This window comes from Virgibacillus aidingensis (assembly GCF_010994035.1).
Taxonomy (GTDB): Bacteria; Bacillota; Bacilli; order Bacillales; family Amphibacillaceae; genus Virgibacillus_N.
In genome coordinates this window covers 1-22111 of sequence record NZ_WIXN01000021.1, presented here as the reverse complement: position 1 = coordinate 22111, position 22111 = coordinate 1, and the positions used below count along the sequence as shown (strand labels likewise).

At 41.1% G+C, this 22111-nt stretch carries 23 protein-coding genes and 2 pseudogenes; 12 read left to right on the top strand and 13 right to left on the bottom strand.

The window, feature by feature from the left end:
- The first annotated feature begins 289 nt into the window (after positions 1-289).
- Together GHD25_RS15705 and GHD25_RS15700 are read left to right on the top strand one after the other, a co-directional pair.
- Entirely contained in the window at positions 290-1072 is a 783-nt protein-coding gene (locus tag GHD25_RS15705; protein WP_164218573.1) for a carbon-nitrogen hydrolase family protein, read from the top strand.
- Between the two features lie 20 nt (positions 1073-1092).
- Positions 1093-2076 carry a glycine betaine ABC transporter substrate-binding protein gene (locus tag GHD25_RS15700; RefSeq protein WP_164218571.1) on the top strand — a complete coding sequence of 328 codons (984 nt, stop codon included), beginning with the start codon at positions 1093-1095 and terminating at the stop codon, positions 2074-2076.
- A 75-nt stretch (positions 2077-2151) separates the two neighbouring features.
- On the opposite strand, the gene hmpA is transcribed toward GHD25_RS15700, so the two are convergent.
- Positions 2152-3381 (bottom strand): NO-inducible flavohemoprotein, encoded by a 1230-nt coding sequence (gene hmpA / locus GHD25_RS15695; protein WP_164218569.1) that lies wholly within the window; start codon positions 3379-3381, stop codon positions 2152-2154.
- Between the two features lie 136 nt (positions 3382-3517).
- On the opposite strand from hmpA, the gene GHD25_RS15690 reads away from it, so the two are divergent.
- From GHD25_RS15690 to GHD25_RS15660, 7 genes are all read left to right on the top strand, one after another.
- Positions 3518-3952, top strand: a complete 435-nt coding sequence (locus tag GHD25_RS15690; RefSeq protein ID WP_164218567.1) for an Rrf2 family transcriptional regulator — start codon at positions 3518-3520, stop codon at positions 3950-3952.
- A 762-nt stretch (positions 3953-4714) separates the two neighbouring features.
- Positions 4715-5047, top strand: a complete 333-nt coding sequence (locus GHD25_RS15685; RefSeq protein WP_164218565.1) for a TIGR04197 family type VII secretion effector — start codon at positions 4715-4717, stop codon at positions 5045-5047.
- A 74-nt stretch (positions 5048-5121) separates the two neighbouring features.
- A complete protein-coding gene (locus tag GHD25_RS15680) occupies positions 5122-6696 on the top strand; it encodes a T7SS effector LXG polymorphic toxin (protein ID WP_462943869.1) in 1575 nt (524 codons plus the stop codon).
- Positions 6693-7367 carry a hypothetical protein gene (locus tag GHD25_RS15675; protein ID WP_164218563.1) on the top strand — a complete coding sequence of 225 codons (675 nt, stop codon included), beginning with the start codon at positions 6693-6695 and terminating at the stop codon, positions 7365-7367. Before GHD25_RS15680 ends, GHD25_RS15675 begins: the two co-directional genes overlap by 4 nt.
- A gap of 181 nt (positions 7368-7548) precedes the next feature.
- Positions 7549-7824 (top strand): acylphosphatase, encoded by a 276-nt coding sequence (locus tag GHD25_RS15670; RefSeq protein ID WP_164218561.1) that lies wholly within the window; start codon positions 7549-7551, stop codon positions 7822-7824.
- A gap of 172 nt (positions 7825-7996) precedes the next feature.
- Positions 7997-8176: a helix-turn-helix domain-containing protein gene (locus GHD25_RS15665; RefSeq protein WP_164218559.1), complete on the top strand. Its 180-nt coding sequence runs from the start codon at positions 7997-7999 to the stop codon at positions 8174-8176.
- 3 nt (positions 8177-8179) lie between these two features.
- The gene (locus GHD25_RS15660; RefSeq protein ID WP_164218557.1) at positions 8180-8470 is read left to right on the top strand and encodes a hypothetical protein; all 291 of its coding nucleotides are present in this window, start codon (positions 8180-8182) and stop codon (positions 8468-8470) included.
- A gap of 80 nt (positions 8471-8550) precedes the next feature.
- Here the strand turns inward: GHD25_RS15660 and GHD25_RS15655 are convergent, their stop codons facing one another.
- The 4 genes and pseudogenes from GHD25_RS15655 to GHD25_RS15640 form a co-directional block, all read right to left on the bottom strand.
- Entirely contained in the window at positions 8551-8733 is a 183-nt protein-coding gene (locus tag GHD25_RS15655; protein WP_164218555.1) for a hypothetical protein, read from the bottom strand.
- Positions 8734-8840: 107 nt separating this feature from the next.
- Positions 8841-9320, bottom strand: a complete 480-nt coding sequence (locus GHD25_RS15650) for a GNAT family N-acetyltransferase (protein ID WP_164218553.1) — start codon at positions 9318-9320, stop codon at positions 8841-8843.
- Positions 9321-9616: 296 nt separating this feature from the next.
- Positions 9617-10051 (bottom strand): VOC family protein, encoded by a 435-nt coding sequence (locus GHD25_RS15645; RefSeq protein ID WP_164218551.1) that lies wholly within the window; start codon positions 10049-10051, stop codon positions 9617-9619.
- A gap of 647 nt (positions 10052-10698) precedes the next feature.
- Positions 10699-11849: pseudogene (locus GHD25_RS15640) on the bottom strand (zinc-dependent alcohol dehydrogenase).
- 199 nt (positions 11850-12048) lie between these two features.
- On the opposite strand from GHD25_RS15640, the gene GHD25_RS15635 reads away from it, so the two are divergent.
- Positions 12049-13404, top strand: a complete 1356-nt coding sequence (locus GHD25_RS15635) for a cyclic 2,3-diphosphoglycerate synthase (RefSeq protein ID WP_164218549.1) — start codon at positions 12049-12051, stop codon at positions 13402-13404.
- An 84-nt stretch (positions 13405-13488) separates the two neighbouring features.
- Here GHD25_RS15635 and GHD25_RS15630 read toward each other — a convergent pair whose 3' ends face one another.
- The 4 genes from GHD25_RS15630 to GHD25_RS15615 form a co-directional block, all read right to left on the bottom strand.
- Positions 13489-13974, bottom strand: a complete 486-nt coding sequence (locus tag GHD25_RS15630) for a YrvL family regulatory protein (protein WP_164218547.1) — start codon at positions 13972-13974, stop codon at positions 13489-13491.
- A 134-nt stretch (positions 13975-14108) separates the two neighbouring features.
- A complete protein-coding gene (locus tag GHD25_RS15625; RefSeq protein ID WP_164218546.1) occupies positions 14109-14408 on the bottom strand; it encodes a hypothetical protein in 300 nt (99 codons plus the stop codon).
- Positions 14409-14514: 106 nt separating this feature from the next.
- Positions 14515-14823, bottom strand: a complete 309-nt coding sequence (locus GHD25_RS15620; RefSeq protein ID WP_164218544.1) for a hypothetical protein — start codon at positions 14821-14823, stop codon at positions 14515-14517.
- 293 nt (positions 14824-15116) lie between these two features.
- Entirely contained in the window at positions 15117-16517 is a 1401-nt protein-coding gene (locus tag GHD25_RS15615) for a purine-cytosine permease family protein (protein ID WP_164218542.1), read from the bottom strand.
- 326 nt (positions 16518-16843) lie between these two features.
- Between GHD25_RS15615 and GHD25_RS15610 the strand changes: the two genes are divergently transcribed.
- The gene (locus GHD25_RS15610) at positions 16844-17053 is read left to right on the top strand and encodes a hypothetical protein (RefSeq protein ID WP_164218540.1); all 210 of its coding nucleotides are present in this window, start codon (positions 16844-16846) and stop codon (positions 17051-17053) included.
- 216 nt (positions 17054-17269) lie between these two features.
- Here GHD25_RS15610 and sspO read toward each other — a convergent pair whose 3' ends face one another.
- The gene (gene sspO, locus GHD25_RS15605; protein WP_164218538.1) at positions 17270-17419 is read right to left on the bottom strand and encodes a small acid-soluble spore protein O; all 150 of its coding nucleotides are present in this window, start codon (positions 17417-17419) and stop codon (positions 17270-17272) included.
- Between the two features lie 343 nt (positions 17420-17762).
- Here sspO and GHD25_RS15600 point away from each other — a divergent pair, with 343 nt between their 5' ends.
- Entirely contained in the window at positions 17763-18098 is a 336-nt protein-coding gene (locus tag GHD25_RS15600; RefSeq protein WP_240452389.1) for a hexameric tyrosine-coordinated heme protein, read from the top strand.
- Positions 18099-18458: 360 nt separating this feature from the next.
- Here the strand turns inward: GHD25_RS15600 and GHD25_RS15595 are convergent, their stop codons facing one another.
- From GHD25_RS15595 to GHD25_RS19825, 3 genes and pseudogenes are all read right to left on the bottom strand, one after another.
- Positions 18459-20066 (bottom strand): alkaline phosphatase, encoded by a 1608-nt coding sequence (locus GHD25_RS15595; RefSeq protein ID WP_164218536.1) that lies wholly within the window; start codon positions 20064-20066, stop codon positions 18459-18461.
- 217 nt (positions 20067-20283) lie between these two features.
- Positions 20284-20859 carry a CalY family protein gene (locus GHD25_RS15590; RefSeq protein ID WP_164218534.1) on the bottom strand — a complete coding sequence of 192 codons (576 nt, stop codon included), beginning with the start codon at positions 20857-20859 and terminating at the stop codon, positions 20284-20286.
- A 1051-nt stretch (positions 20860-21910) separates the two neighbouring features.
- Positions 21911-22111 (bottom strand): annotated as a pseudogene (locus tag GHD25_RS19825) (ISLre2 family transposase); the annotation flags it as partial.

Genomic DNA, 22111 nt, shown 5'->3' with positions numbered 1-22111 from the left:
AAGTATTGCTGTATCATGACGGTGCCTCCTTTTATAGTGGAAATAATGTACTTTGATGTATGTATAAAGATGAATGTTGCAAGGAAATATAAGCCCAAGATCTGTGGGGTGGCGGAATATGTTGATTATTTCAGTTGAATGATTTCAGGTTATGCTGTATCGCTTGCGTATAGTTGGTAAAATAACACAAATGCTTAATATTTTGTAATATTTCTTCAAAAATTGATTACATATTGATTTAATGATATGATTCATTATGTTAAGTATTTATGGAGAGGTGCAAAAAACGTTGAAGGTAACATTGGGACAATTTAAACCTGTTATTGGAGATAAACAGGGGAATTTGGAAACGATGAAAGAGATTATGGAGCAAGCTGCATCCGAGGATGCTGATCTAGTGCTTTTTCCGGAACTTTGCCTTAGCGGATACTTTATTCAGGATATCAAGGAAGAAATGGCAGAGCCGATTAATGGAGATAGCATTAAATATATACAGGCATTATGTAAGGAGTTGCAAGTATATACTGTTTTTTCCTGGCCGGAACGGGGCGAAGATGGAAAGATATATAATTCGGCTTGTTTAATTTCAGATCAGGGAAAGATAGCAGGTAATTACAGAAAGGTTCATTTATATGATCGGGAAAAGGAAATATTCGAATCAGGAGATACCTTTAAAGTATTTGATACAGACCTTGGGCGTATTGGAATCATGATTTGTTATGACCTGGATTTTCCTGAAGCAGCTCGATCATTATACGCTGGCGGAGCAGATATTATCTTAATACCGACGAATAATTTTTATCCTTATGCACGTTATCAGGAAGCATATTTGAAGGTGCGGGCTATGGAAAATGAACTTCCGATTGCGATCTGCAACAGGACAGGTCAAGAAGATGATTTGAATTACTTTGGGGAAAGTGCTGCTTATGATCCATTTGGCCACGAATTGATAAAGCTGAATGAAACAGAAAAGCCGGGGACAGTCATTATCCCGCTTAATAAGGAAAGAGATGAAAAATTGCAGTACTGGGAAAACAGGCATCCCAAAGCATACCATAAATTAATTAAATAACTGGAGGATAAGATAACATTATGAAGACTTGGAAACAAAGTTTGTTCAGCGTAATTTTTCTTGCAGGTATTATATTATCAGGCTGCGGCGGAGCAGCTGAAGATCAAAAGGAAACGATTATTTTTGCAGATGAAGGTTGGGACAGCCTCCGCTTCCATAATGAGGTGGCCGGCATCATTTTTGAAGCTGGCTATGGTTATAGCTACGAACAAACATCTGGTTCGGATACCGCTTTATGGCAAGGTTTGCAAGATGGTGATATAGACGTGCATATGGAAGGCTGGACGGCGAACCTTGGAGAAATATATACTAAAGCAATAGATAGTGGTGAAGTGGAGGAAGTTGCAGTTAATTACGACGATAATTATCAAGGATTGTATGTTCCGACGTATGTCATCGAAGGGGATGAGGAACGCGGGATTGAACCAATGGCACCTGATTTGCAATATATAACAGATTTAGCGGAGTATCAGGATGTATTTGAAGATCCGGATGATCCGTCAAAAGGCCGTATTATTGGGGCTGAATCAGGCTGGGTTGTCGATGAATTACTGGAAGAAGCGATTATTGATTATGGATTGGATGAGCAATTTAATTATATGTCCGCCGGATCGGAAGGCGCAATTAATGCATCTCTGGTAAGTGCGTATGAAAATGGGGAACCTTGGTTGGGTTATAATTATGAACCTAATTGGATCATGGGAATGTACGATATGACCCCGCTTGAGGAAAAAGATCCGGATGGTATTATTTCTCAAATTGAATCACAGGATATCACGATTGCTGTGAATGTGGATTTAAAAGAAACCGCACCAGAGCTTGTTGAGTTTTTAGAGAAATACAATACGTCGAGTGACATTGCGAGTGAAGCCTTGACATATATCCAGGAAGAAGAGGCATCAGCGCACGATGCAGCGGTCAAATTTCTGCAGGAAAATGAAGATATTTGGACAGAGTGGGTATCGGAAGATGTAGCTGAAAAAGTAAGAGAACAGATAAACTGATAAAAACCCACTTCGAAAAGTATTGCACCCCAAACATATTAAGATTAGTATGTTTGGGGTGTTTTATATGTCACTTTATGCACTCATATCCTCAGCAGGTCCAAATACTTCATAATGAATATCTGAATCAGCTACATCCAATTTTCTTAAAATCTGGTAGGCTGCCCGCATAAATCCTTTTGGTCCGCAGAAATAAACTGCAGCATCATTTGTCGGGATCACGGAATCCACCCATTCATAGTCAATGTAACCCGCTTTATCACAAGATTCTCCTTCAGCAGGGTCACCGTAGACGGTGTAACTTTTTACATTGGAATGGTTATTGCAAATGTCCTCAACGCGTTCTTTCATGGCATGGTATTTTCCGGATCTTGCAGCATGAATATAAATGACTTCACGCTCCGGCTGTGTTTTAATTACTGTTTCAAGCATGCTCATCATTGGGGTTAAACCTACACCGCCGCTCATTAATACGAGTGGGCGATCGTCTTTTTGATCAAGTACAAAGTCGCCGCCTGGTGCACTGATTGGCAAAATACTGCCTTCATGAATGTGGTCATGCAGGAAGTTGGACACGATTCCTTCAGGATAGTCACCATTAGCCTCTTCGCGTTTTACACTAATCCGGTAATATTCTTCACCTGGAGCTTGCGATAAACTGTATTGTCTTAAATGATTATGGGCTTGTCCTTCAATTTCAGCCTTGACCGTAATATACTGTCCGGGCTGGTAAGGGGGGAAGACGCCTCCATCGGCGGGTTCCAGATAAAAGGATGTAATTACATCGCTTTCAATAACTTTTTTGGCAACCCTGAAATTGCGGAAATCCACCCAGCCGCCTGGTGCATTTTTTACTTCTTTATACATATCAGCTTCTACGGAAATAAACACATCCGCAATGGCGCCATAGGCTTTTTCCCAGGCATTCATAATATCGTCTGTTGCTGCATCGCCGAGAACATCCTTAATTCCCCTTAGTAAATACTTGCCGACAATAGGGTAATGTTCAGGCTTAATATTCAGGCTTCTGTGTTTTTCACCAATTTGCTTTACGACAGGTAAAATAGCTTCCAGGTTATCGATGTGTAATGCTGCAGCGTATACCGTATTTGCCAGGGCTTTTGGCTGATCACCTTTACGCTGGTTTGTTTGATTAAAGATGTTTTTTAATTCAGGGTGGTCATTAAACATTTGACGGTAAAAACTTTTTGTAATTGCAGTACCATGTTCTTCCAATACAGGCACAGTAGACTTCACAATATCCCTTGTCTTTTGATCCAATTGATTCGCTGTTTGTGTTGTCATTACATAGCACTCCTTGTTATTTTAAACATGTATTTCGTATACATCTTTATTGTAAATGACTGTAATCACTGTATCAATAGTGAAAACCAGTTTTATGTTACAATATTGTGAAGCAGTAAACATAAGGAGAATAACCATGCAATTAAAAAAATATACGGACTACGCTTTGCGTGTACTCATATTTACAGGGACCAAACCGGATGGAGAGCTTTCCAGCATTAAGGAGATTTCAGCGGTATTTAATATATCCTCGCATCATTTGGGGAAAATTGTTTTTGAATTAAATAAGATGGGTCTGCTGGAGACGATCCGCGGCAGAAACGGAGGAATCCGTTTAGCCAAACCGCCGGAAGAAATAAATGTTGGGCTGCTGGTCAGGCGGCTGGAAAGTGATTTGAATCTGCTGGAGTGCTTTGACAAGGGAACCAACCATTGTGTCATCACCCCTGCATGTACGCTGAAGCACGCCTTAAATAAAGCACTGCACGCCTTTTTCAGTGTGCTTGATGAATACACAATCAAAGATTTAATCCGGAATGAACAGGAATTGCGGGAATTGATGGGGATTTAGCAGGCACCCATGCATTACATTTGTCTGGATCTGGACTGAATGCTTGTCCCATAGTAAGGATATGGCCACACTCCGGCTTCTTCGGTTTTTGTTGAAGCAGGGGACTGTGGCCATTTTGCAAAAAATGTTATTGATAAGCAGCTGTTTCCGGAATAACTTACTTTACTTTCCTGAACTGCTAATTAATAGGTCAAAAGAACCATTTTGCTTCACTTGTAATTAATTCATTATTCTTGCATTGGATTTATGGTAAAATGATGTAAAGTTTACCAATTATTGAGAGGAATTTTTCCTTGTTAAGATGAAAAATTGTAATCACTTATATCGATTTTATAAGGTATTAGGTCAAAAAGATGTTTTGGAAGTAGATCCTGCCGAATACGTTTACATATATGGAAAGTGAAACTTGCGTGTCAAAATGGTATATCAAAGTCTGCTGCTTTCATTTATTGCCTTTTTTGCCATCGGCTAAGTGAGTTCATCTATACTTAAATCTGTTCAACAAGCATGAAGTCACAGAATTTTACTTTGAATAGGATAAAGTACTCTTGTTTGCCGTGAGTATTTAAGCTACGCTGTAATGTAGCGAAAATAAATCAAAATAATGCCAACGACATTATTTTTAGCCAAACGGGCCGCTTGAATTTCCCAATGAAAATACACACCTTCAGAACTAATTCCAATGTTTCAAACTACACAAATACGCAATGTACGCTGCAAGTATTCCGCTGATAACCGTATGATAATGTGGGAGGAGATTCCATGATTATAAGTAATTTATCCTCGGCTGAGGAAATTGCCACGGAAATGGGGCAAGCGTCTGATGCCACTGAGCGGGCAACACAAAGATCAATAAATAAAGCTGACCGAACCACGCTTACCGTTAACCACCAGGCACAATCGGCAAATGAGCTGGCCAAAGAATTAACGCAATCGTTCAACCAGGTCTTTCTTCAGACCATCCGCAACATTCGATTAACCGCGGAAGATTTTGAACGGACGGACAGTGAGCTGCAAAATCAATTTAGTACTGGTCTGTCCTCCAGTCCGCTTTTTGAGGATGCGATCACTTATCAGCGAGCAAAAAATGGGTAATCCTGCAGTTGACAGTACATAAAAAAGCCAGTATTATCTGCGGAAAATAAGGAGAAGCTGCGGGCGGGCAATATATGCAATTTCAGAAGGTAGGAAAAAACATGAGCTTGAATATGTATCTTGGAGAAACGCAAATACAAAGACAAAGTATGAACCATATGTGTGTTGAGATCATCCAGGGGATGGAAAAAGCAATACAATCCATTGATAGATTTAGAGGTACAATGCTATTGCGCGGACAGTCCTATGATTCTGCTAAAAATTTTATGGCTCAAACCCACAGGCCCCTTGCACAGGGCATTATTTATTTATGTGAGGAACTTATTCGCCAAAACGACCGTTATCCGGAAGCGTTCCAGTCAGAAGTGGCGGCAACGGATGTGGTAGAACAGGAAGTATTGGGGCAAATTCAGCAAATTGACAACCTTATTCGGCAAACGGAGGCGTTAGAAGAAACCCTGCCGCTTGCTCGCTCCATGACCGGTATTCTGTATAATATGAAACGAGGGCTGGAAGATAAATTAAATCGCCTGCATACATTTAATGCATCCTCAAGCAGCAATTATGAGACAGCGATGGAACTGGCGCAGAATGTGGCCACAGGAATTGCGGAGCTGCAAAATGGAAATGGGTTCAATAGCGCAAGCGGAACCTTTTCTACAAAGGGAATGAACATGGACTGGGCCGGCAGGATTGATGATATTCATTATACCAGAAAAGCAGAGGAGCATTATGGGGAATACTTGAGAAACAACCCGGATGATCTGGAAAAAGTAATGGAGGTTTTAAAATATGAAGATCAACATCCGGACCATGCGCAAAAAACCGATAACTTTTTGGATCCGCTGGAAACGCAGGATATTTTGGGAATCAAGTATCTAATGTATACGGCAGAGGAGCCATACAGAACACTGACACTGGAGTACCTGGATCGGTTTGAGATAACGAGTACAACGGACAGCGGAGTATTTTATCCTTCCGATAATGCCATTACATTTAATGTGGAAAATGACAGAGTGAATGACCGGGGAGCTTATTTTACATTTTTTCACGAACTGGGGCATGCCATTGACTACTATAGTGGAGCAGATCAAGGGATGGACGGGTACTACACCAATTCTTTTACGATTGATGGACAAAACTTATCCGATCGTATGTATGATGACGTAGAGAACCGGATACGTACTGACCTGGAAGCAGAGCTGAATCAGGAGGCGTATCAGCATCTGAATGAGGAAGACAAAGTAAATATGGTGAATAATATTGCAGATGAATTTATTTATAGAGGACCATCAGATTTTGCATTAACTAGTGAAGAAGAGGAATTGTATGAAACCATTCGGGTTCAGCTGTCCGATGAGCTGCGTACAGATGCCCATCATAATGCATCGGATATTTATGGCGGTGCTACGGTGAATGAAATTATCGGGAAATGGGGACATCATAACGCCAGTTACTGGATCGATGATAACGGCGAGCGGGTAAGAGAGCCAAACATGGAAGGATTCGCCAGTTATTATGGCAGCATTATGATTGAAGAAGGGGAATTCAGAGACGAACAATTAGAAAGTGTAGATGTATACCTGCCTGAATCCAGGGAGTTTATGGATGAAATTTTAGAGTCAATGAATGAAGGTGTAAACGAATGAAAAAAATGCTAGGTTATGCAATGCTTATTACTTGTTTGCTGTTAGCCGGATGCGGGCAATCTGAAAATGACGTTCAGACAGACAACGGGCAAAATGGGCAAGCGCAAAATGATGATGGGAACGCGGGCAATGAGGAAAATGAGGAAGAGAATGTGGATGAGGAGCAAAACGGGGACGGACAAAATAATAATGAGGATGAGGAAAACAATATGGCCGATAAGGATATTTTCAAATTTAAACATATTGCACAGGCACCTGAGGCAACAGAAGAAAAGCCTGTCGACGAAGTGATCAAGGTGTACTTTGCTGAACATTCCATCGACATCCCGCTTGAAGATTCAGGGGTGGCCATTGATATTGCCAATAATGAAATGCACGTACACCCTGTCATCAATCATCGCGGCTTCCGTGCCCAGGGGGGAATTGTGCAGTTAAGCGATGCGGAAAAAGTGATAGATATTTTAGACGCTCACCATGTGCAGGAGTGGCCGGATGAGCCGGCACCTGATTCAGAATCAGAGGATGGGTATTCCTGGAAGCTTTGGCTGCAGTATAAAGACGGCAGTGTTCAAAAGTACGAAGGAAATGAACAAACGGAAAAGCCTGAGCAATTTGAGGCGTTTGCTTCAGAGCTAAGGGAATATGCGGCAGCACGTGTGGAGGAGGACTGATATGCAGTTCTCTTTTTTTGACTGATTGGCGTCCGGGACTGCACTTGCTCTTCCCGCCGAAAAGAATTGGGGCTGCGGAAGAGTAGTTCCCCGCCCCGCTGTATAAGCCATAAGGGTTGTCATCTAAAAACTTGGCAATCATCAATTATTCGTAATTATTATCATCATTGAGGTGAATAACATGAGATATGTTAAAGTAAAAGTACAAGGACATGTACAAGGTGTTGGCTTTCGTTATTTCACCCGGAAAATCGCCATCAAATATGACATTGCCGGATGGGTAAAAAATAAGAATGACGGAAGTGTTGTCATGGAAGCCCGCGGTGATGAAGCGGATATAGCACACTTTTTAGCTGAAATACGGAAAGGGCCATCAAGATTCGCTGAAGTACAAGAGATGAATGTAATAGATTTAGAAGGGGATCCGCGATTTACGGAGTTTAGGATTAAGCATTAATGAGCGTCGGGAGATGCAATGGAGGGCATTCAAACGAACCACATTTTTTACAAGGGGAAATGGGTTTTTAGTATTCAAAAAATGTACTTTAAAAGATAATTAAACCTTAATTGCCACCAATCTTCCTTATTGTTCGATTGTAGTAGTGAAAGAACAAAGGGAGGTTTTTTATATGGAAAGAAAGTCAATGACCGTAAAGGAAATGGCTTCATACTTGGGTGTACACAGAGACACTGTCTACAAGATGGTGCGTGCAGGTGAAATACCGCACTACCGGCTGAGGGGCAAGATTCTTTTTTCGCCCGAAACGGTCGATGCTTGGATTCGGGAACAGGAGCTGCAGGGAAGATAAGATATGACGGCTACAGTAACGAAAGAAAAGCGGGAATATGTTAGCATAAGGGACACATGGAACTTTTTTGCAACTGGGGGCGGAACACTGATGACCATAGCAAAAGTTGTATTTAAAGAAATTATTTTCTTCATCATAGGTCCATTGATCATAATGGGAGTTGCGGGGATCATTGACTTTTTTAGGGATCGTCCGATTGATTGGGAAGAGAGAATTTTTATGTCTATCTTAACTGTAATAATGATTCGTTTATTAATGTTTGGGCGGATCATAATAGATAAAAAAGAAGGCTGAATACTTTTACCAGCTTGACAACTGTTGGATCTATCCCTGCAGCACCCGTATACTTTTGCGGACAGCTAACGTAAAATGTCTTATAGTGGAGTGCAGCGGGGACGGGATAAAATCCCTGCACGATCACTTTCTCTTTCCCGGCCCCAAAAACACAGCAAGCAGACAAACACACCGTATACAATAAATGTAAGACCATATCCCCATGTTCCGATAAATACACCGGCAAACAATTGACCCGAGACCTGCCCAACTGCCAGCAGCAAAAAATAGAAAGGAAGAAGCGGGAGCCGGCCCTTGCTTTTTGGATGTGTTACACTTTCCTAATTAATTGTTGAACAGGAAGCAGGTATGTATCCCAATTGTAAATTTTTTAATATAATTTTTTCATATACCATGCATCCATTGTACCGTGTTCTGAACCTTCCAGCGGTTTTTCCAGCTTCCGGAAACCAAACTGGTCGTAGAGGCGGTTTGCAATCTTCAGTTTTTCCATCGTTTCTAAATAACAGTATGTGTAATGTTTCTCTGCATAGTTGAGGGCTGTCTTCAAGAGTTCCTTCGCGAGACCTTTCCCTTGGGATTCAGGTCTTACATATAGTTTTTGGAGCTCACAAATTTCCGTTTTCTCTCCAAATGGTCCTATTCCCACTCCTCCCGCAACTTCATTTTCTGCATTTACAGCTACCCAATACTTTGCATGGCGCAGCTCTTTGTAAAACCCGGCCAAATTGCTCAGCTGAGGATCAAAATAGGCTGTCCCTGGAATATCCAAGTCAAAGGATTCCAAGGAACGTTTAATAATTTGTTCCATCATTTTATTATCTTTTTCTTCCATTTCACGGATTTGCATGATTTTCTCTCACCTCATTAATTCAATTATGGCATGTTCCGAGCCTTAAATAAAGTTGATAACATGCTGCCAAAAGGATGTAAATGTAACAATATGATAACTGCTTTTTATGTCGTAGTCCCGTCTGTAGCCGAATCCATAAAAAATTACAGGTACTAAATAATTGCCCCCAGCCAAAAAAACTGAGAGCAATTCTCCTCATTATTATTGTAAAGACAATACCAGCTCAAGTTCGATAAAGCCAAAAAAATTGGGAGTAGAGGCAGAGCGGGCACTTTAAGCGCAGTTCCATTCACCTAGTTTTCTCTTTTATCTTCCCAAAGCCGGGTGCGTTCTTCAAAGCTCACTTCTTTATGTACTTCATGGAGCATCCAATGATAACCGAATTGGTCGTTGAAGGTGGCATTGGACACACCGAAATCAGCCAATTCTGTTATTGGCTGCACCTCCTTGCAGCCAGCTTCCATCGCTTTGGCATATGTTTCTTTAATGTCAGGGACAGTGATGTTAAACCAGATGGTTTGCGGTGCCTCTGCATCAGGAGCTTTCAACCCAAACTGCGGATTTTCATCCAGCATATGAAAGTGCACGCCGTAAAGGGAAAAAATCACTTCATTTTCTCCCTTGGGAAAATCCGTTACCTCTATGCGTTCAATATCAAATATTTTTTCGTACAGCTCCAGTGCTTTCAGACTGTCCGCCACAATCAGATCTATTTCTACTCCGGTCATAAGAAACACACTCCTTTAATTTGTTTTCCTTAATTATTTTCCTTTAAAGGTCATTTTAATAGAATGCTGTGATTTATTTTGGGGACGAGTGAATTTTGCCAAACATCCGGAAGGGACAATCATGACAGTGACGCGGACATTTAGCACAATGCCAAATTATTACGTCCGGCCGGGCATTTCAGTGCAGTTCCAAATTTTTACGGTGTACAAATATTTTCACGTTGTCCCAGGCATCATTACAAACTGATTTTCTGCTTCGGTTTTTGTAATGTCATGGCAGCACATATGAAAGCGATTGTACAAAGTGAACTTGTCCAATCTATAGCGTTCCCTTCATTAAAGAGTAGGCAAATGTGAAAAATGTTATGCATGATAGAAAATAAAATAGGATGGATAGCTTTTTCATGCAGTAAATTCTCCGCTTCAAATCGATTATGTTTCCTAAATTCCCGAAACGAATACTTCATAATTTACAAACTAAACAGGATAATACAGCGCTCATTCATTGTTAAAACCGGTACATGATAACAAAACAGCCTGCTTCCAAATTTGCTCAATGGAAACAGGCTGTTGTATCTGTTTAAAAGTAATTCTTTTCATTGTGTCTTTACAAAGTTTAGCAGCATGCAGTATTCCCGGCCAAGTTACTACGGTTTGAAAATCACCTTAATGGACCCATCTTCTTTCTTGTCAAATATATCGTAAACTTTTGCTGCATCATCTAAGCTTGCACGGTGGGTGATAATATCTGTCGGATCAAACGTTTTATTCTCAATCATTTCATACAGTTTTGGCATAATATGAATAACCGGAGCCTGGCCGGTTTTCAGGGAAACATTCCGTGTGAAAAAGTCACCGAGTGGAAAGTTGTTTGCTTCTGTTCCGTACACGCCGGTGACTTGCACCGTTCCAAACTTCCTTACTGATTGGGATGCAGTAATAAGGGGGCTTATGGTGCCAAATTGATTATTGTGCTTGGAGCCAAAAGACGTGTTAGGCGGAACAGCGCCATCCATCCCTACACAGTCAATAACGACATCAGCACCCCCGCCGGTTTCTTCGTGCAGCAGCTCTCCCACTTTTTCATTGTTGCTGAAATTGTAGGTTTCCACGTTATTTGTCTTTCGGGCGTGTTCCAAACGGTGTTCCACCTGGTCTACGGCAATGACGCGCGTTGCTCCCTTCAGCCAGGCAAATTTTTGTGTCATCAGCCCGATGGGACCGCTGCCCAGGACAATCACGGTATCTCCTTTTTTTACACCGCTATGTTCCACACTCCAATAGGAGGTAGGGATTACGTCAGATAAGAATAACAGCTGCTCATCTTCCAATTCACTTGATTCCGGTACTTTAAAAGATCCGGTACTTTAAAAGAAGTAAAGTCTGCATAGGGAACACGTAAATATTCCGCCTGACCGCCGGGATAATTCCCAAAATCACTGCCGAATCCGAATAAGCTCCCGGGTTCTCCGTGCGGGTTGGAATGATCGCATTGGCTTTCCATTTGGTTATTACAGAAGAAGCAATCACCACACCCGACATTGAATGGGATTACGACACGATCCCCTTTTTTCAGGTTTTTTACGCCGGAACCGACTTCTTCCACGATACCCATTGGCTCATGGCCGACTACATAATCTGATTCAGGCACAATCCCGCCATGGTATAAATGGAGATCTGAACCGCATATGCCGCTTGCGGTAATGCGTATGATCATATCCGTATTTTCCCGGATTTTCGGATCTTCCACCTCTTTTGCTTCCATTGCTTTTTTTCCCTGAAATGTTACAGCTTTCATTGATTCACATCCTTATAAAAAAATGTATAAGGTCTGTGCCCTAAATTATGTATAATTAAACGTGGGAAGGAGGGACAGTGTTCCATATGTAATTTTTAAAAAGTCGAGTAAACCCTGAAAAAAGACTTTAAAAAACATTGCATAATTATACATAATTAGTTATAATTATAAATACATTTTAATTACGGGAGAGAGTGCCATGGGAAAAAAGAATGTAATTATTATCGGTGCGGCGGGAAGAGATTTTCATAATTTTAACACGTATTATCGTGATAATGAAGCATATAACGTAGTTGCTTTTACAGCGGCACAAATACCGGATATCGATGATCGGAAATACCCTGCGGAACTGGCAGGTGCACTGTATCCGGATGGGATTCCCATTTATGCACAGGAGCAATTGCCGGAATTAATTAAAAAATACCAGGTGGATGAATGTGCTTTTGCCTATAGTGATGTCAGCTATGAAACGGTGATGGGGGTAAGTGCTGTTGTAAATGCAGCCGGAGCCAGCTTTACATTGCTCGGCCCGAACCAAACAATGCTTAAAAGCAAGAAGCCGGTTATTTCCGTTTGTGCTGTAAGAACAGGGACCGGGAAAAGCCAAACATCTAGAAAAGTTGTTGAAACACTGATGCAGCAAGGTTTAAAGGTGGTTGCCGTGAGACATCCGATGCCTTATGGAGATTTAAATGCACAGCGGGTACAGCGTTTTGCGACCGTGGAGGATTTGAAAAAACATCATTGTACTATTGAAGAAATGGAAGAATATGAACCACATGTAGCACGCGGAAATATTATCTATGCCGGCGTGGATTATGCGGAAATTTTGGAAGCAGCTGAAAACGACCCGGATGGCTGTGACGTGATTTTATGGGATGGGGGAAATAATGATTTTTCATTTATTGAGCCCGATTTGGCCATCACTGTACTGGATCCGCATCGTCCGGGGCATGAGCTGAAATATTATCCGGGTGAGGTGTGTTTAAGAACTAGCGATGTAAACATTATTAATAAAGTGGATAGTGCAGAAGAAGCAGCTGTACAAACGGTGGAAAACAATATTAAGGCTGCTAATCCGGACAGCACGATTATCAAAGCAGAATCCACCATCACTGCAGACCAGCCGGACAGCATTGCAGGAAAACGCGTATTAATTGTGGAAGATGGCCCAACTCTGACACATGGAGAGATGAAACTTGGGGCAGGAACAGTAGCAGCAGAACGTCTTGGTGCCAAGGAGATCGTCGACCCTCGCCCATTTGCGGCAGGTACGCTGAAAGATACGTTAAACAAATACGGACATATTGGAAATGTAGTGCCGGCCATGGGTTATGGTGAACAGCAGCTGAAAGACCTTGAGGAAACGATTAATCAAGCGGACTGTGACGCCGTTATTATCGGCACACCAATCGATCTGACCCGCGTTATTTCCATTAATAAGCCAACCACACGTGTACACTACGATCTGGATGAAATAGACGGACCGGACTTGAACAGCGTATTAAAGGATTTTGTCCAAAAACATGAATTGAGTGAAAAACAAACAGTATAAAAAAAGTGCCTGGCACTTTCCGGATTTTCGCAAATGATGACGGAAATTCAGAGGTGGTGCAGGCACTTTTTTTGAGGTATTAGACTACTTATTTTCTGCAGCTGTTCCGGATTTTTTAATAGTCTTCTCTTTATCTTTGTCTTCGATCACCATTTCAATTATAGTGAGCAACATTGCAATGATAACCCCTGCCTCGAAAGTGAGAGTAATACTTCCCATAAACTCTCCTACTGTGAAAAGACATAACCAATTTGTGAGACTTTGAACCCCGAACTGTATAGATAAAACTTCGGCTTTTCCCGTTATTTTTCTTGTAAGCAGACCAGTAATTGGTTTCGAAAACAGTTCAACGATGGTGGACAGGACAAAAAAACTGACAACAAAAATAGTTAATGACCAAATAGAGGTGTATTCAATGCCGAGCAATTTAAATATGCCCGCCATCCCAAACAGGTAAATTCCGATAACAAGACCTAATATAAAGAATATAAAAAGTGTTAGTCCTGCAATAGTCCCTATTTTTTGTTTCATAGTCATATCACGAAAAGATTCTTCATTATGTTGAGACAATAAATACAGCTCCTTAATCCAAGACAAGGAGAAACTATTGTTATAAATTTTTGCAGCAAACTTGTCCCGATTTGCCGGAAGGTGGCTTAATTGATGCAGCTGTACTGCTTGGTCAGATTTTGTAAATTTAATATTTAAGCCAAATAATTCGTTTTTTGATGCAAAATCCTTTGCAGTGCCTTTCTGTATTTGCCTTTCTTCTTATTATGATTAAGTTTGCCGGTATTGAACCTTCCGATGGTTTTTCTTACTTTTGTATCGTTAATGATCAACTCTTTGTACCTTTCTTTGCTTAGCATTTCTTGAAACCATGGATATTTTTTTAAGTGTTTTATATTTTTTACTACGTGTTCTTCGCTCGTTCTGGGAATCAGAGGCACTATTGTATACAAATTAATGGTAATAAGTATTACAGCTGCGATGAAGATTTTCAAGATAAATACATCCTCCCAATTTATATTTTAGTTCACCAAGCCCAGGATAACGCACAATTTTTATACCTTCAGCAAAAACAGAAAAACCTGACGTGCCAATCAGCATCTACTTAGAACCAAAGACGCCATGGGTTATCTTTCCTGCCAGCTTGTTCAGATAGATTTTAGTAACAGCTATGACAACCGCTATAATAAAAAAGGAAACAATCCAACGCGCCCATTCATATGGAATTTTTCCCACGACCCAATTGCCGCCATAGTAAATGATAGTTGCAGCAATACCTACTGAAATCATAAATACTATACCAATACCAAATATTTGATGGACTTTAAGCATTTTCAGTTTTTCCTTGTTTTCAAACAAAATATAGACAATAAACACTATGAATAAAATAAGCGAAAAAATCTCAGACATATTACGACTCCTTACTCTTTAACGGAAATTTCAATTTCCGGGCAATTCTTTTCTTGTTAAAGACATTCTAAAACAAAGCATTTATTATAAAATACGATTGCCTAAATAAAAAGTTTCACTTGCTATTTCATTATACAGTCATTGTTCCGGCAGGTTTCTATAGACAGTAAAAATTAAAAAGACAGAGGGATTCACTTAAGAGGTAAGTGGAATCCCCCTGTCTTTAATTATGGGTGGTCTAAGCCCCTATCGTTACCTTGGGCTGATCCAGCCGCACCCTTCTTAATCAACAATTAACGAATATAATCTTCTTTTGGTATATCGTTTGCCTCTTTTTTAATATAATATTTTCCTTTTGTATAAATAGCCAGAATTACAGTAATAACTGCTGCCAGTAAGGAGGCAAAGAATGCTGCAGTGCTTTGCAGGAATTCCCCCATAAATCCTGTAGCAGCAACCGTCCCCAGGCCGCTCGCTATGATCAGGGAAGTAACTCCGACCGGATTCCATTTAAATAAGTTTTGCTGTCTGGCTTCATAATACGCCGGTCCGATTTTCAGGAATCGCTTGACGATAATCGCGTCTGTTACCAGGACGCTTGCCCAGGTCATCAGAAAGACTCCCTGGAACGTCATGACAAGGGTTAAATGATCCACGATTTTTCCAAGCATTAAAATGATGGCTGCAATACCAGCCACTACTACCCAAAACCGTCTGCCCGGCGTAAATTTGAAGATATTTTCAAAAAAACTGGACAGGGATAGAGATCCGCTGTATATATTTGTTATATTAATTCGGATTTGCGTTATCATGGTAAATAAAACTCCCCAGAATCCAAGAAGCAGTACAATATATGTTCCCGGATTTGGTTCTGCGAGACGAACACCAAACCAAATGCCCAGTCCGCCCATGACACCAAAACAAAAAATCTGTGGAATGAAACCAATGGCAAAAATGCCGATTTTCGTGTCTTTTGGTTTTAAGAAACGGGCATAGTCAGAGGCCAGTAAAGGCGTGAGTCCCATAATGCCATGCTGCATGCCGATACAAAGAAGCAGTGCTGTTCCTCCGACCTGAACCCCGTCAGGCATATAGGTCCAGAACGTTCCCTCATATCCGGAAGGCGTCATGGCAGCCATAATAATGGCGGCGATTAAAAATAGGAAAAATAATGGCAAAGACCATTTTTGCAATTTATCCAATTGCTTGATCCCGAACCAGTTCAACGGGATTACAATCGTTCCAAAGATGAGTATCCACACCCATTCCGGTATATTCGGAAAGAATGCATGAAAAGCTGCTACTAAAATGAGTCCTTCCAGCGCACAGTACATAATAAAGTTGGTGGCATAAATAAATGAGGTCAAAGATGCACCAATGTAACCAAACCCGCCTCCTCTTGACAGCAGGTTCACGTTCATCCCTGATTTTGCAGATAAATAGGCAATGAAGGTGCCGAGTATTCCGGCAACAATAATGGCGTATACGGCGGATATGAGCGCATTGACTGCTCCAAACTGGAGGGCCATGACACTTCCCATTTGGAAATAAAAAATAGCTGTTGCAATACCAAAGGTAATATTGGTAATACTTAGCCATCCCATGTTTCTTTTGCCCCGGGGCACTCTGTCTAATGAATAATCATCCCCAAGGTCTTCGGTATTCTGTTGTTGTGCTAATTCTTTGGCTTCCATTGTACGTTACTCCTTTTTGTGTAGATTTTCACATAATAGTTGGCTGGAATTAACACCTGCTTTCCAAGTATTATTTGCAATAGATTTTTTCAAACATGTTAATAAGATATCAATCAAATGAAATTTAAACAAACCCGATAATAGACGATTATTTGTCGTTAATCTGTCACAATTCCTTATATCTATAAAATACTTCGCCTATCGTAATAGTTCTGTGCCTATCACCTTTCGATATTTGTCCATTTTTGTCGAAGGCTTGGGGTGCATATTCATAAAAGTTCCGGAAAAGCTATAAATAAATGCGTGAATAATGGAGGTGGTATGCAATGTGGAATGATGATCACAATAAAAAACATTTAAGCAATGTACAAAGGGAAACAGACAATCCTGCAATTTTAAACGATGTCATTCAAAGTGAAATGGAGCAGCATCCGGAACAAAATGAGGGGACAGTAAAGGGGAGTCCTCTATCTCCGCTTCAGGAAATTGTGCGTAATAACACCGACGGGAAGACGTGGCAGAATGTGAAAGAATAGCGGATTCGTATATGCCTATGCGGTTTCCGGCTTGCCCTGGTTTTTCACGTTTGTGCCCAATCGCCAAGTATTTCCCGCAGTATCATAGCTTTGTTGAGCTTACGTCAATTTTACTTCCCCGACTTCATATCAGTGGAAAATGAGGCGGCAGCTTGTATTTTTAGACAATCCCTTTGTTCAGGAGGGGGGACATCCCCCCGTAGGTGAAGTTTCACTTTATTGACGTTTTTTCGTTTTTTTATTGTTGTGCTTTTCATTTGACGTTAATGGCTCATTTGCGAATTCATGATCAAAATTTTTTGGCATTTTCTTACGTGCTGCTTGTTCATCACTTAGAACCTGCGGCTGTTTTCTTTTATAGGTCATCCAAACACCTCCTTAACATGTACTCAGAAAAAGGGGATAAAAAGGATTCAGGCCGGCTACGGCTGCAGCATTGAAGGACAGTTTACTGTTGCACTGAGTGCGCAATAAATCATAAATAAGCAGTACCTGCTGATCCCGCATTAAATACACTGATAAATCGGCCAGAGAAGCAAGTCGGCACAGGTATTTTGATTGCCTCTTCATTGGCCATTGCCCCTCTTAAAGATATTTTGCTTCAATTAAATGTATTCATACACCCGGCAGTTCTCTTTTTGTTTTAAAAACACGGGTAAGCTTTTCTGCTGCCGGCTGCCTCCAAAGTACTTTGTTTAGAATGTTATACATGCCACTTCATCAGTATATACAGGCACTCACCCATTTGCCTGCGCATATGTATAGCTATATAAAATATCTAAAGGAAGTGAACGGCATGTCGAACGGCCAGCTGCAAATGCTGCAGACACCAACGCCGGAAGAAGGTTTTGATTTAGCGATAAGGCTCGCCCAAAAAGGAGTGGAGGTTACTCAACCTTCTGAAGAGATCAGGCAGATGCTCCGTCCGGTATATTCCCGAAATGTGGATAGTTTGATTGCAACATCCCAAGTCATCGCAATTCATTTTCAAACAATAGCCGCCGCAAACAACTATTGGAGGGCGTGGACACCACATTACGGGTAACCATGGGACACAGGGACAGGTTCCTCGTCCCATTTTGACAATCAAGTTCATAAAAAAAGGGATTCCGTCCCTTTATAGGAGTGCAGGCTTTTATTCGATTAGATCACCCGGAATTCGTTACAAATAATAACCTTTCCTGCGGATCCGTCGTAATTTGTTTTCACGCTGCGCTTTAGAGAAAGAAGTTTTACCCAATTATTGGTTGCTGCAAAAACTCACTCACTCGTCTTTTGTGAATGCGGCAGCTTATTCTATATAATTTTGCCTCCTTTGCATCCATTTTACAGCTAAATATAAAAACATCCCGTGCAGCAATCGTTCTTCTGCTGCACAGGGATGTGTATTGTGAAAGCTAAAACTCTATCCCCACTGCTCGATCAAGTCATCGGCACTTGAATGAAGGTAATCATAGGCATTCTCCGAAATTAATTCATTCTCTTTCAGTTGTTTCAATAGCGCTTTAAATCCGTTCATATGTTCAATGGCTTTATCCATTGATCCAATTTCTTCATAATGTTCTATTGAAATTAAGTGCGTCTGCAAATGCCTGGCTGTTTCATCATTTGTGATTTCTCCACCAGCTAAAAATCCATCAATCTGTGTTTGCATCTGTTCGATAGAGGATTCAACAGGTTCCCGGGCATCACCTAAAGAAATACCCATAGCTTCAGCCATTAATTTAGGTATATCCGTGTTATCTAAAAGGCCGGTGAACAAATCGGATTCCGGGCCATATGCAAAAAGCGGAACCTCTTGACCAGTGTGGTCATAGCTTGACCATCCCACCCCTGCGTAATTACTGATGATATGGTTGATTTCCAGGTCCGGTGCATCGGAAGTTCTAATGGCTTCCTCTTCGTCATTTGTGATTTCAATATTCGCAAGTTCAAGCATAATATCTCTTGTATTGCTTCGTTCGCTGTTCAATTGACCAGCAATATAACCACCGGTATTCTCTACATTATGAAGGATCTCTAACTGTGTATCCCCTGTGTCATAACCACCTACAGTCATTCCGCCTGTATCATGATCGCCAGCCATCACAACGAGTGTCTCCCCATCCTGATCGGCAAACTCGACAGCCGCAGTAACTGCTTCTTCAAAAGCTTCAGTATCACTCATTGCCCATGCTGCATCATTGGCATGTCCGGCCCAGTCGATTTGGCTGCCTTCTACCATTAAGAAGAAGCCTTCCTCATTCTGGTCGAGTACATCGATTGCAGATTCTGTCATTTCTGCCAGACTGGGTTCATCGGTTTGATCCCGCTCTAATTCGGGAGCTAAAGCACCTTCAGCAAATAAACCAAGTACTTTCTCTTCTTCAATAGCCTGTAATTCATCCTTATTCTCTACAAACTGATAACCAGCTTCTTCAAATTCATTAATTAAATGGCGCTCTTCTTGTTCTCCGCCTTCAGATTCAGGAAGGAAATAATTTTTCCCGCCGCCGAATATTACATCGACTTCATTTTCTAAATATTGGGGTGCAATGAGATGCTCGTCATTACGTGCTTCCGTATGGGAACCAAACACCGCCGGGGTCGCATGGGTAATAGTTGAAGTAGCTACTAACCCTGCAGATTTCCCTGCCTCTTTAGACGCTTCCAATATGGTTTCCAATTCTTCACCGTCCGGAGACATACTAATCATGCCATTGTTTGTTTTTTCCCCTGTTGCCATTGCAGTCCCTGCAGCAGCAGAATCTGTAATTGCGTTATTAGCAGAAACAGTCTTCATCATTCCGGTTAGCATGTCGTCCCATATTGGTTCACCATCTTCCTTATACAAACGATAATTCGATGAATAACTTGTGGCATAACCATCTGGAATCATAAAAATAACATTTTGCACTGCTTCATCCCCATTACTTGGTGGTGAGGATTCTGCCGATGTAAATAAAGACTGTAAAGGAGCGATAGTCAATGCAAGTATAGATGCTCCTGCAACAATAGACTTTCCAAATTTCATTTAAATTCCTCCTTGAAAAATGAAGTTCTTAGTTTAATAGAGCAGAGATAGAATTACGGTATTTCCCGCTGATTGCTTGATAGCTGACATTGGTTTACGTGTTTTCACAAAATTTGATGCTGCCCGGATATATCCCCTTTCCGGTGTGAGGCCAGAAGGGAAGTTTAACCTTATGTCTATTGCAAAAACAACGAATCTTTTAGAAAACAGTTTTTTCTTATATATCTTGTCCGTCCCCCTGCGTCGCAACGAACGTCCACTCCAGGTTTAGCGAAGCACCTTGAAGGTGATTTTGATCGCCGTTATCCAGGAAGTTAATCTGAACAATGAAGTCATGAGACTCCCCGGCAGGAAGGCCTTTCTCACCAATTGCCGGATAAAAAATATGCTCGTTGATTGCTTCCGGTGTCATATCCTGCAGTTCGGCCAGTGTAGTTTGATAGATGACTTCATTGAGATGATCCGCGTTGTAGAGAAATTCTACTTCGATATGTTCCCCAAAATCATCGCCTTCCGTATCGCTATAGGTATAATCAGTTTCCAAATACACTGTGTCGATGTCGACTGTACCATTGTTCTGCAGTTCAAAATCCCGAATCATGGAATCTCCCGGAACCATATTATCCACATTAATAACTTCCGTCGGTTCCGCCGTTAAATTAAGCGTGCCCGCAGCAAACGTCGAGGTCGTTTCTTCGGTGTCACTAAAGTAAGCGAATGTTCCTCCTCCAATTAACGTCAATCCAAGTACAGCTGTGGTCAAACCCATACCCAACTGCTTTTTGATTCCCATCTTCATTCCTCCTCCGTTTGAATTGTTAATATGTGTGAACGCATCATCAAGCTTTGCCTGATGGAGCGATGTCACCAATGTTTAGATGCTATTTGCCTTTATAGATTCACGTTGAAAAATGTTTCTGACACTCTATTAGTAGATTAACAGAGGAATAATAAGTTAATATAAAGCTGGAGTTAATATATTGTAAATTTAAATTCTATTTAGTATAATTTATCTTTTCTCACTACTAATGACCTGGTTCGCGGTACCTATTTTTCTGATTACCTTGAACATAAAAAAGACCACCCATTTCTCGCGGGTGGTCCTATATATATTTGAAGCAGGTGAAGGCTTACTTGGTTTCTTTTTAAAATTTGTTTTTAGCTTTGGAGTAGGAACGTTCGGGTCCTGGCATGATGTATTTCGTTTATAAAAATTACAAGGAAACAGAATAAACTTCTTGCCAATTCGAAAAAGAGCAAATACTTATTGGGTAATTACAGTATAAATGATCACTTTATGTTATAATAAAGCACAATAGGATGGCTTCGCATGAGGGGTTTGGCAGCACTGTCACTCGTCGTTGAGTCTTCTGATGGGAGACTTCCCGGGGAGGGAGGTGTATGCCCGTGGACATTGTCAGTACGTTAACGCTTATGATTTCCTTCGGGATGTTAATAGCGTTTATCGTTTCCGATAATAACCATAAAAAATAACCCCTCATGTACTTTAGCAGGTTAGTGAGGGATTATTTTGCTCAAGCTGCCTTTCCCCTCTTGACGGGGTTCAGCCTATTGCGACCGTTCCATGTACCAGCATGGACGGTCTTTAATATTGTATGCAAATAACATCTTTCTATGTTAATTATACCACGAATTGACAGCTTGTACACATATTTTTAACACTTTGTTTGTGTCAAGCTTTTCTCGGTACCCTTATAATACCAATATTTCTAGCACTCTGTATTTGTACGCTTACACGCTACCGCGCGATTGTCATCGCTTGGTGGCCTGTATTTTGTGTTACGTTCTACAAACCAAGAACCTAACACAAAATGACAGGGTGATTATCTAAAGCTCTTAGCCAGTTTTCCAATAGCCGATGAATGGGATCCGTACACAGCGATTGAGCCCAGTTTCGCTCCAATGGACGGACGAGTCGGTTGATGCAGAGAAACTGATCTTCGAACCATCTTTTTTACTTCCCGCTGCTTTCTTGCACTCCGATGCAGACCCTGAAGATAAGCTTCTCTTAAAGTCCCGTTTAG

Bases quoted from the DNA above. Each gene is read 5' to 3' on its own strand.
- GHD25_RS15680 (WP_462943869.1), top strand. From the start codon at position 5,122: ATGCAATTTCAGAAGGTAGGAAAAAACATGAGCTTGAATATGTATCTT.
- GHD25_RS15665 (WP_164218559.1), top strand. From the start codon at position 7,997: ATGGAAAGAAAGTCAATGACCGTAAAGGAAATGGCTTCATACTTGGGT.
- GHD25_RS15615 (WP_164218542.1), bottom strand. From the start codon at position 16,517: ATGGAAGCCAAAGAATTAGCACAACAACAGAATACCGAAGACCTTGGG.
- hmpA (WP_164218569.1), bottom strand. From the start codon at position 3,381: ATGACAACACAAACAGCGAATCAATTGGATCAAAAGACAAGGGATATT.
- GHD25_RS15670 (WP_164218561.1), top strand. From the start codon at position 7,549: ATGAGATATGTTAAAGTAAAAGTACAAGGACATGTACAAGGTGTTGGC.
- GHD25_RS15635 (WP_164218549.1), top strand. From the start codon at position 12,049: ATGGGAAAAAAGAATGTAATTATTATCGGTGCGGCGGGAAGAGATTTT.
- GHD25_RS15645 (WP_164218551.1), bottom strand. From the start codon at position 10,051: ATGACCGGAGTAGAAATAGATCTGATTGTGGCGGACAGTCTGAAAGCA.
- sspO (WP_164218538.1), bottom strand. From the start codon at position 17,419: ATGACCTATAAAAGAAAACAGCCGCAGGTTCTAAGTGATGAACAAGCA.
- GHD25_RS15620 (WP_164218544.1), bottom strand. From the start codon at position 14,823: ATGTCTGAGATTTTTTCGCTTATTTTATTCATAGTGTTTATTGTCTAT.
- GHD25_RS15650 (WP_164218553.1), bottom strand. From the start codon at position 9,320: ATGCAAATCCGTGAAATGGAAGAAAAAGATAATAAAATGATGGAACAA.
- GHD25_RS15595 (WP_164218536.1), bottom strand. From the start codon at position 20,066: ATGAAATTTGGAAAGTCTATTGTTGCAGGAGCATCTATACTTGCATTG.
- GHD25_RS15610 (WP_164218540.1), top strand. From the start codon at position 16,844: ATGTGGAATGATGATCACAATAAAAAACATTTAAGCAATGTACAAAGG.
- GHD25_RS15675 (WP_164218563.1), top strand. From the start codon at position 6,693: ATGAAAAAAATGCTAGGTTATGCAATGCTTATTACTTGTTTGCTGTTA.
- GHD25_RS15590 (WP_164218534.1), bottom strand. From the start codon at position 20,859: ATGGGAATCAAAAAGCAGTTGGGTATGGGTTTGACCACAGCTGTACTT.
- GHD25_RS15600 (WP_240452389.1), top strand. From the start codon at position 17,763: ATGCCACTTCATCAGTATATACAGGCACTCACCCATTTGCCTGCGCAT.
- GHD25_RS15700 (WP_164218571.1), top strand. From the start codon at position 1,093: ATGAAGACTTGGAAACAAAGTTTGTTCAGCGTAATTTTTCTTGCAGGT.
- GHD25_RS15690 (WP_164218567.1), top strand. From the start codon at position 3,518: ATGCAATTAAAAAAATATACGGACTACGCTTTGCGTGTACTCATATTT.
- GHD25_RS15660 (WP_164218557.1), top strand. From the start codon at position 8,180: ATGACGGCTACAGTAACGAAAGAAAAGCGGGAATATGTTAGCATAAGG.
- GHD25_RS15685 (WP_164218565.1), top strand. From the start codon at position 4,715: ATGATTATAAGTAATTTATCCTCGGCTGAGGAAATTGCCACGGAAATG.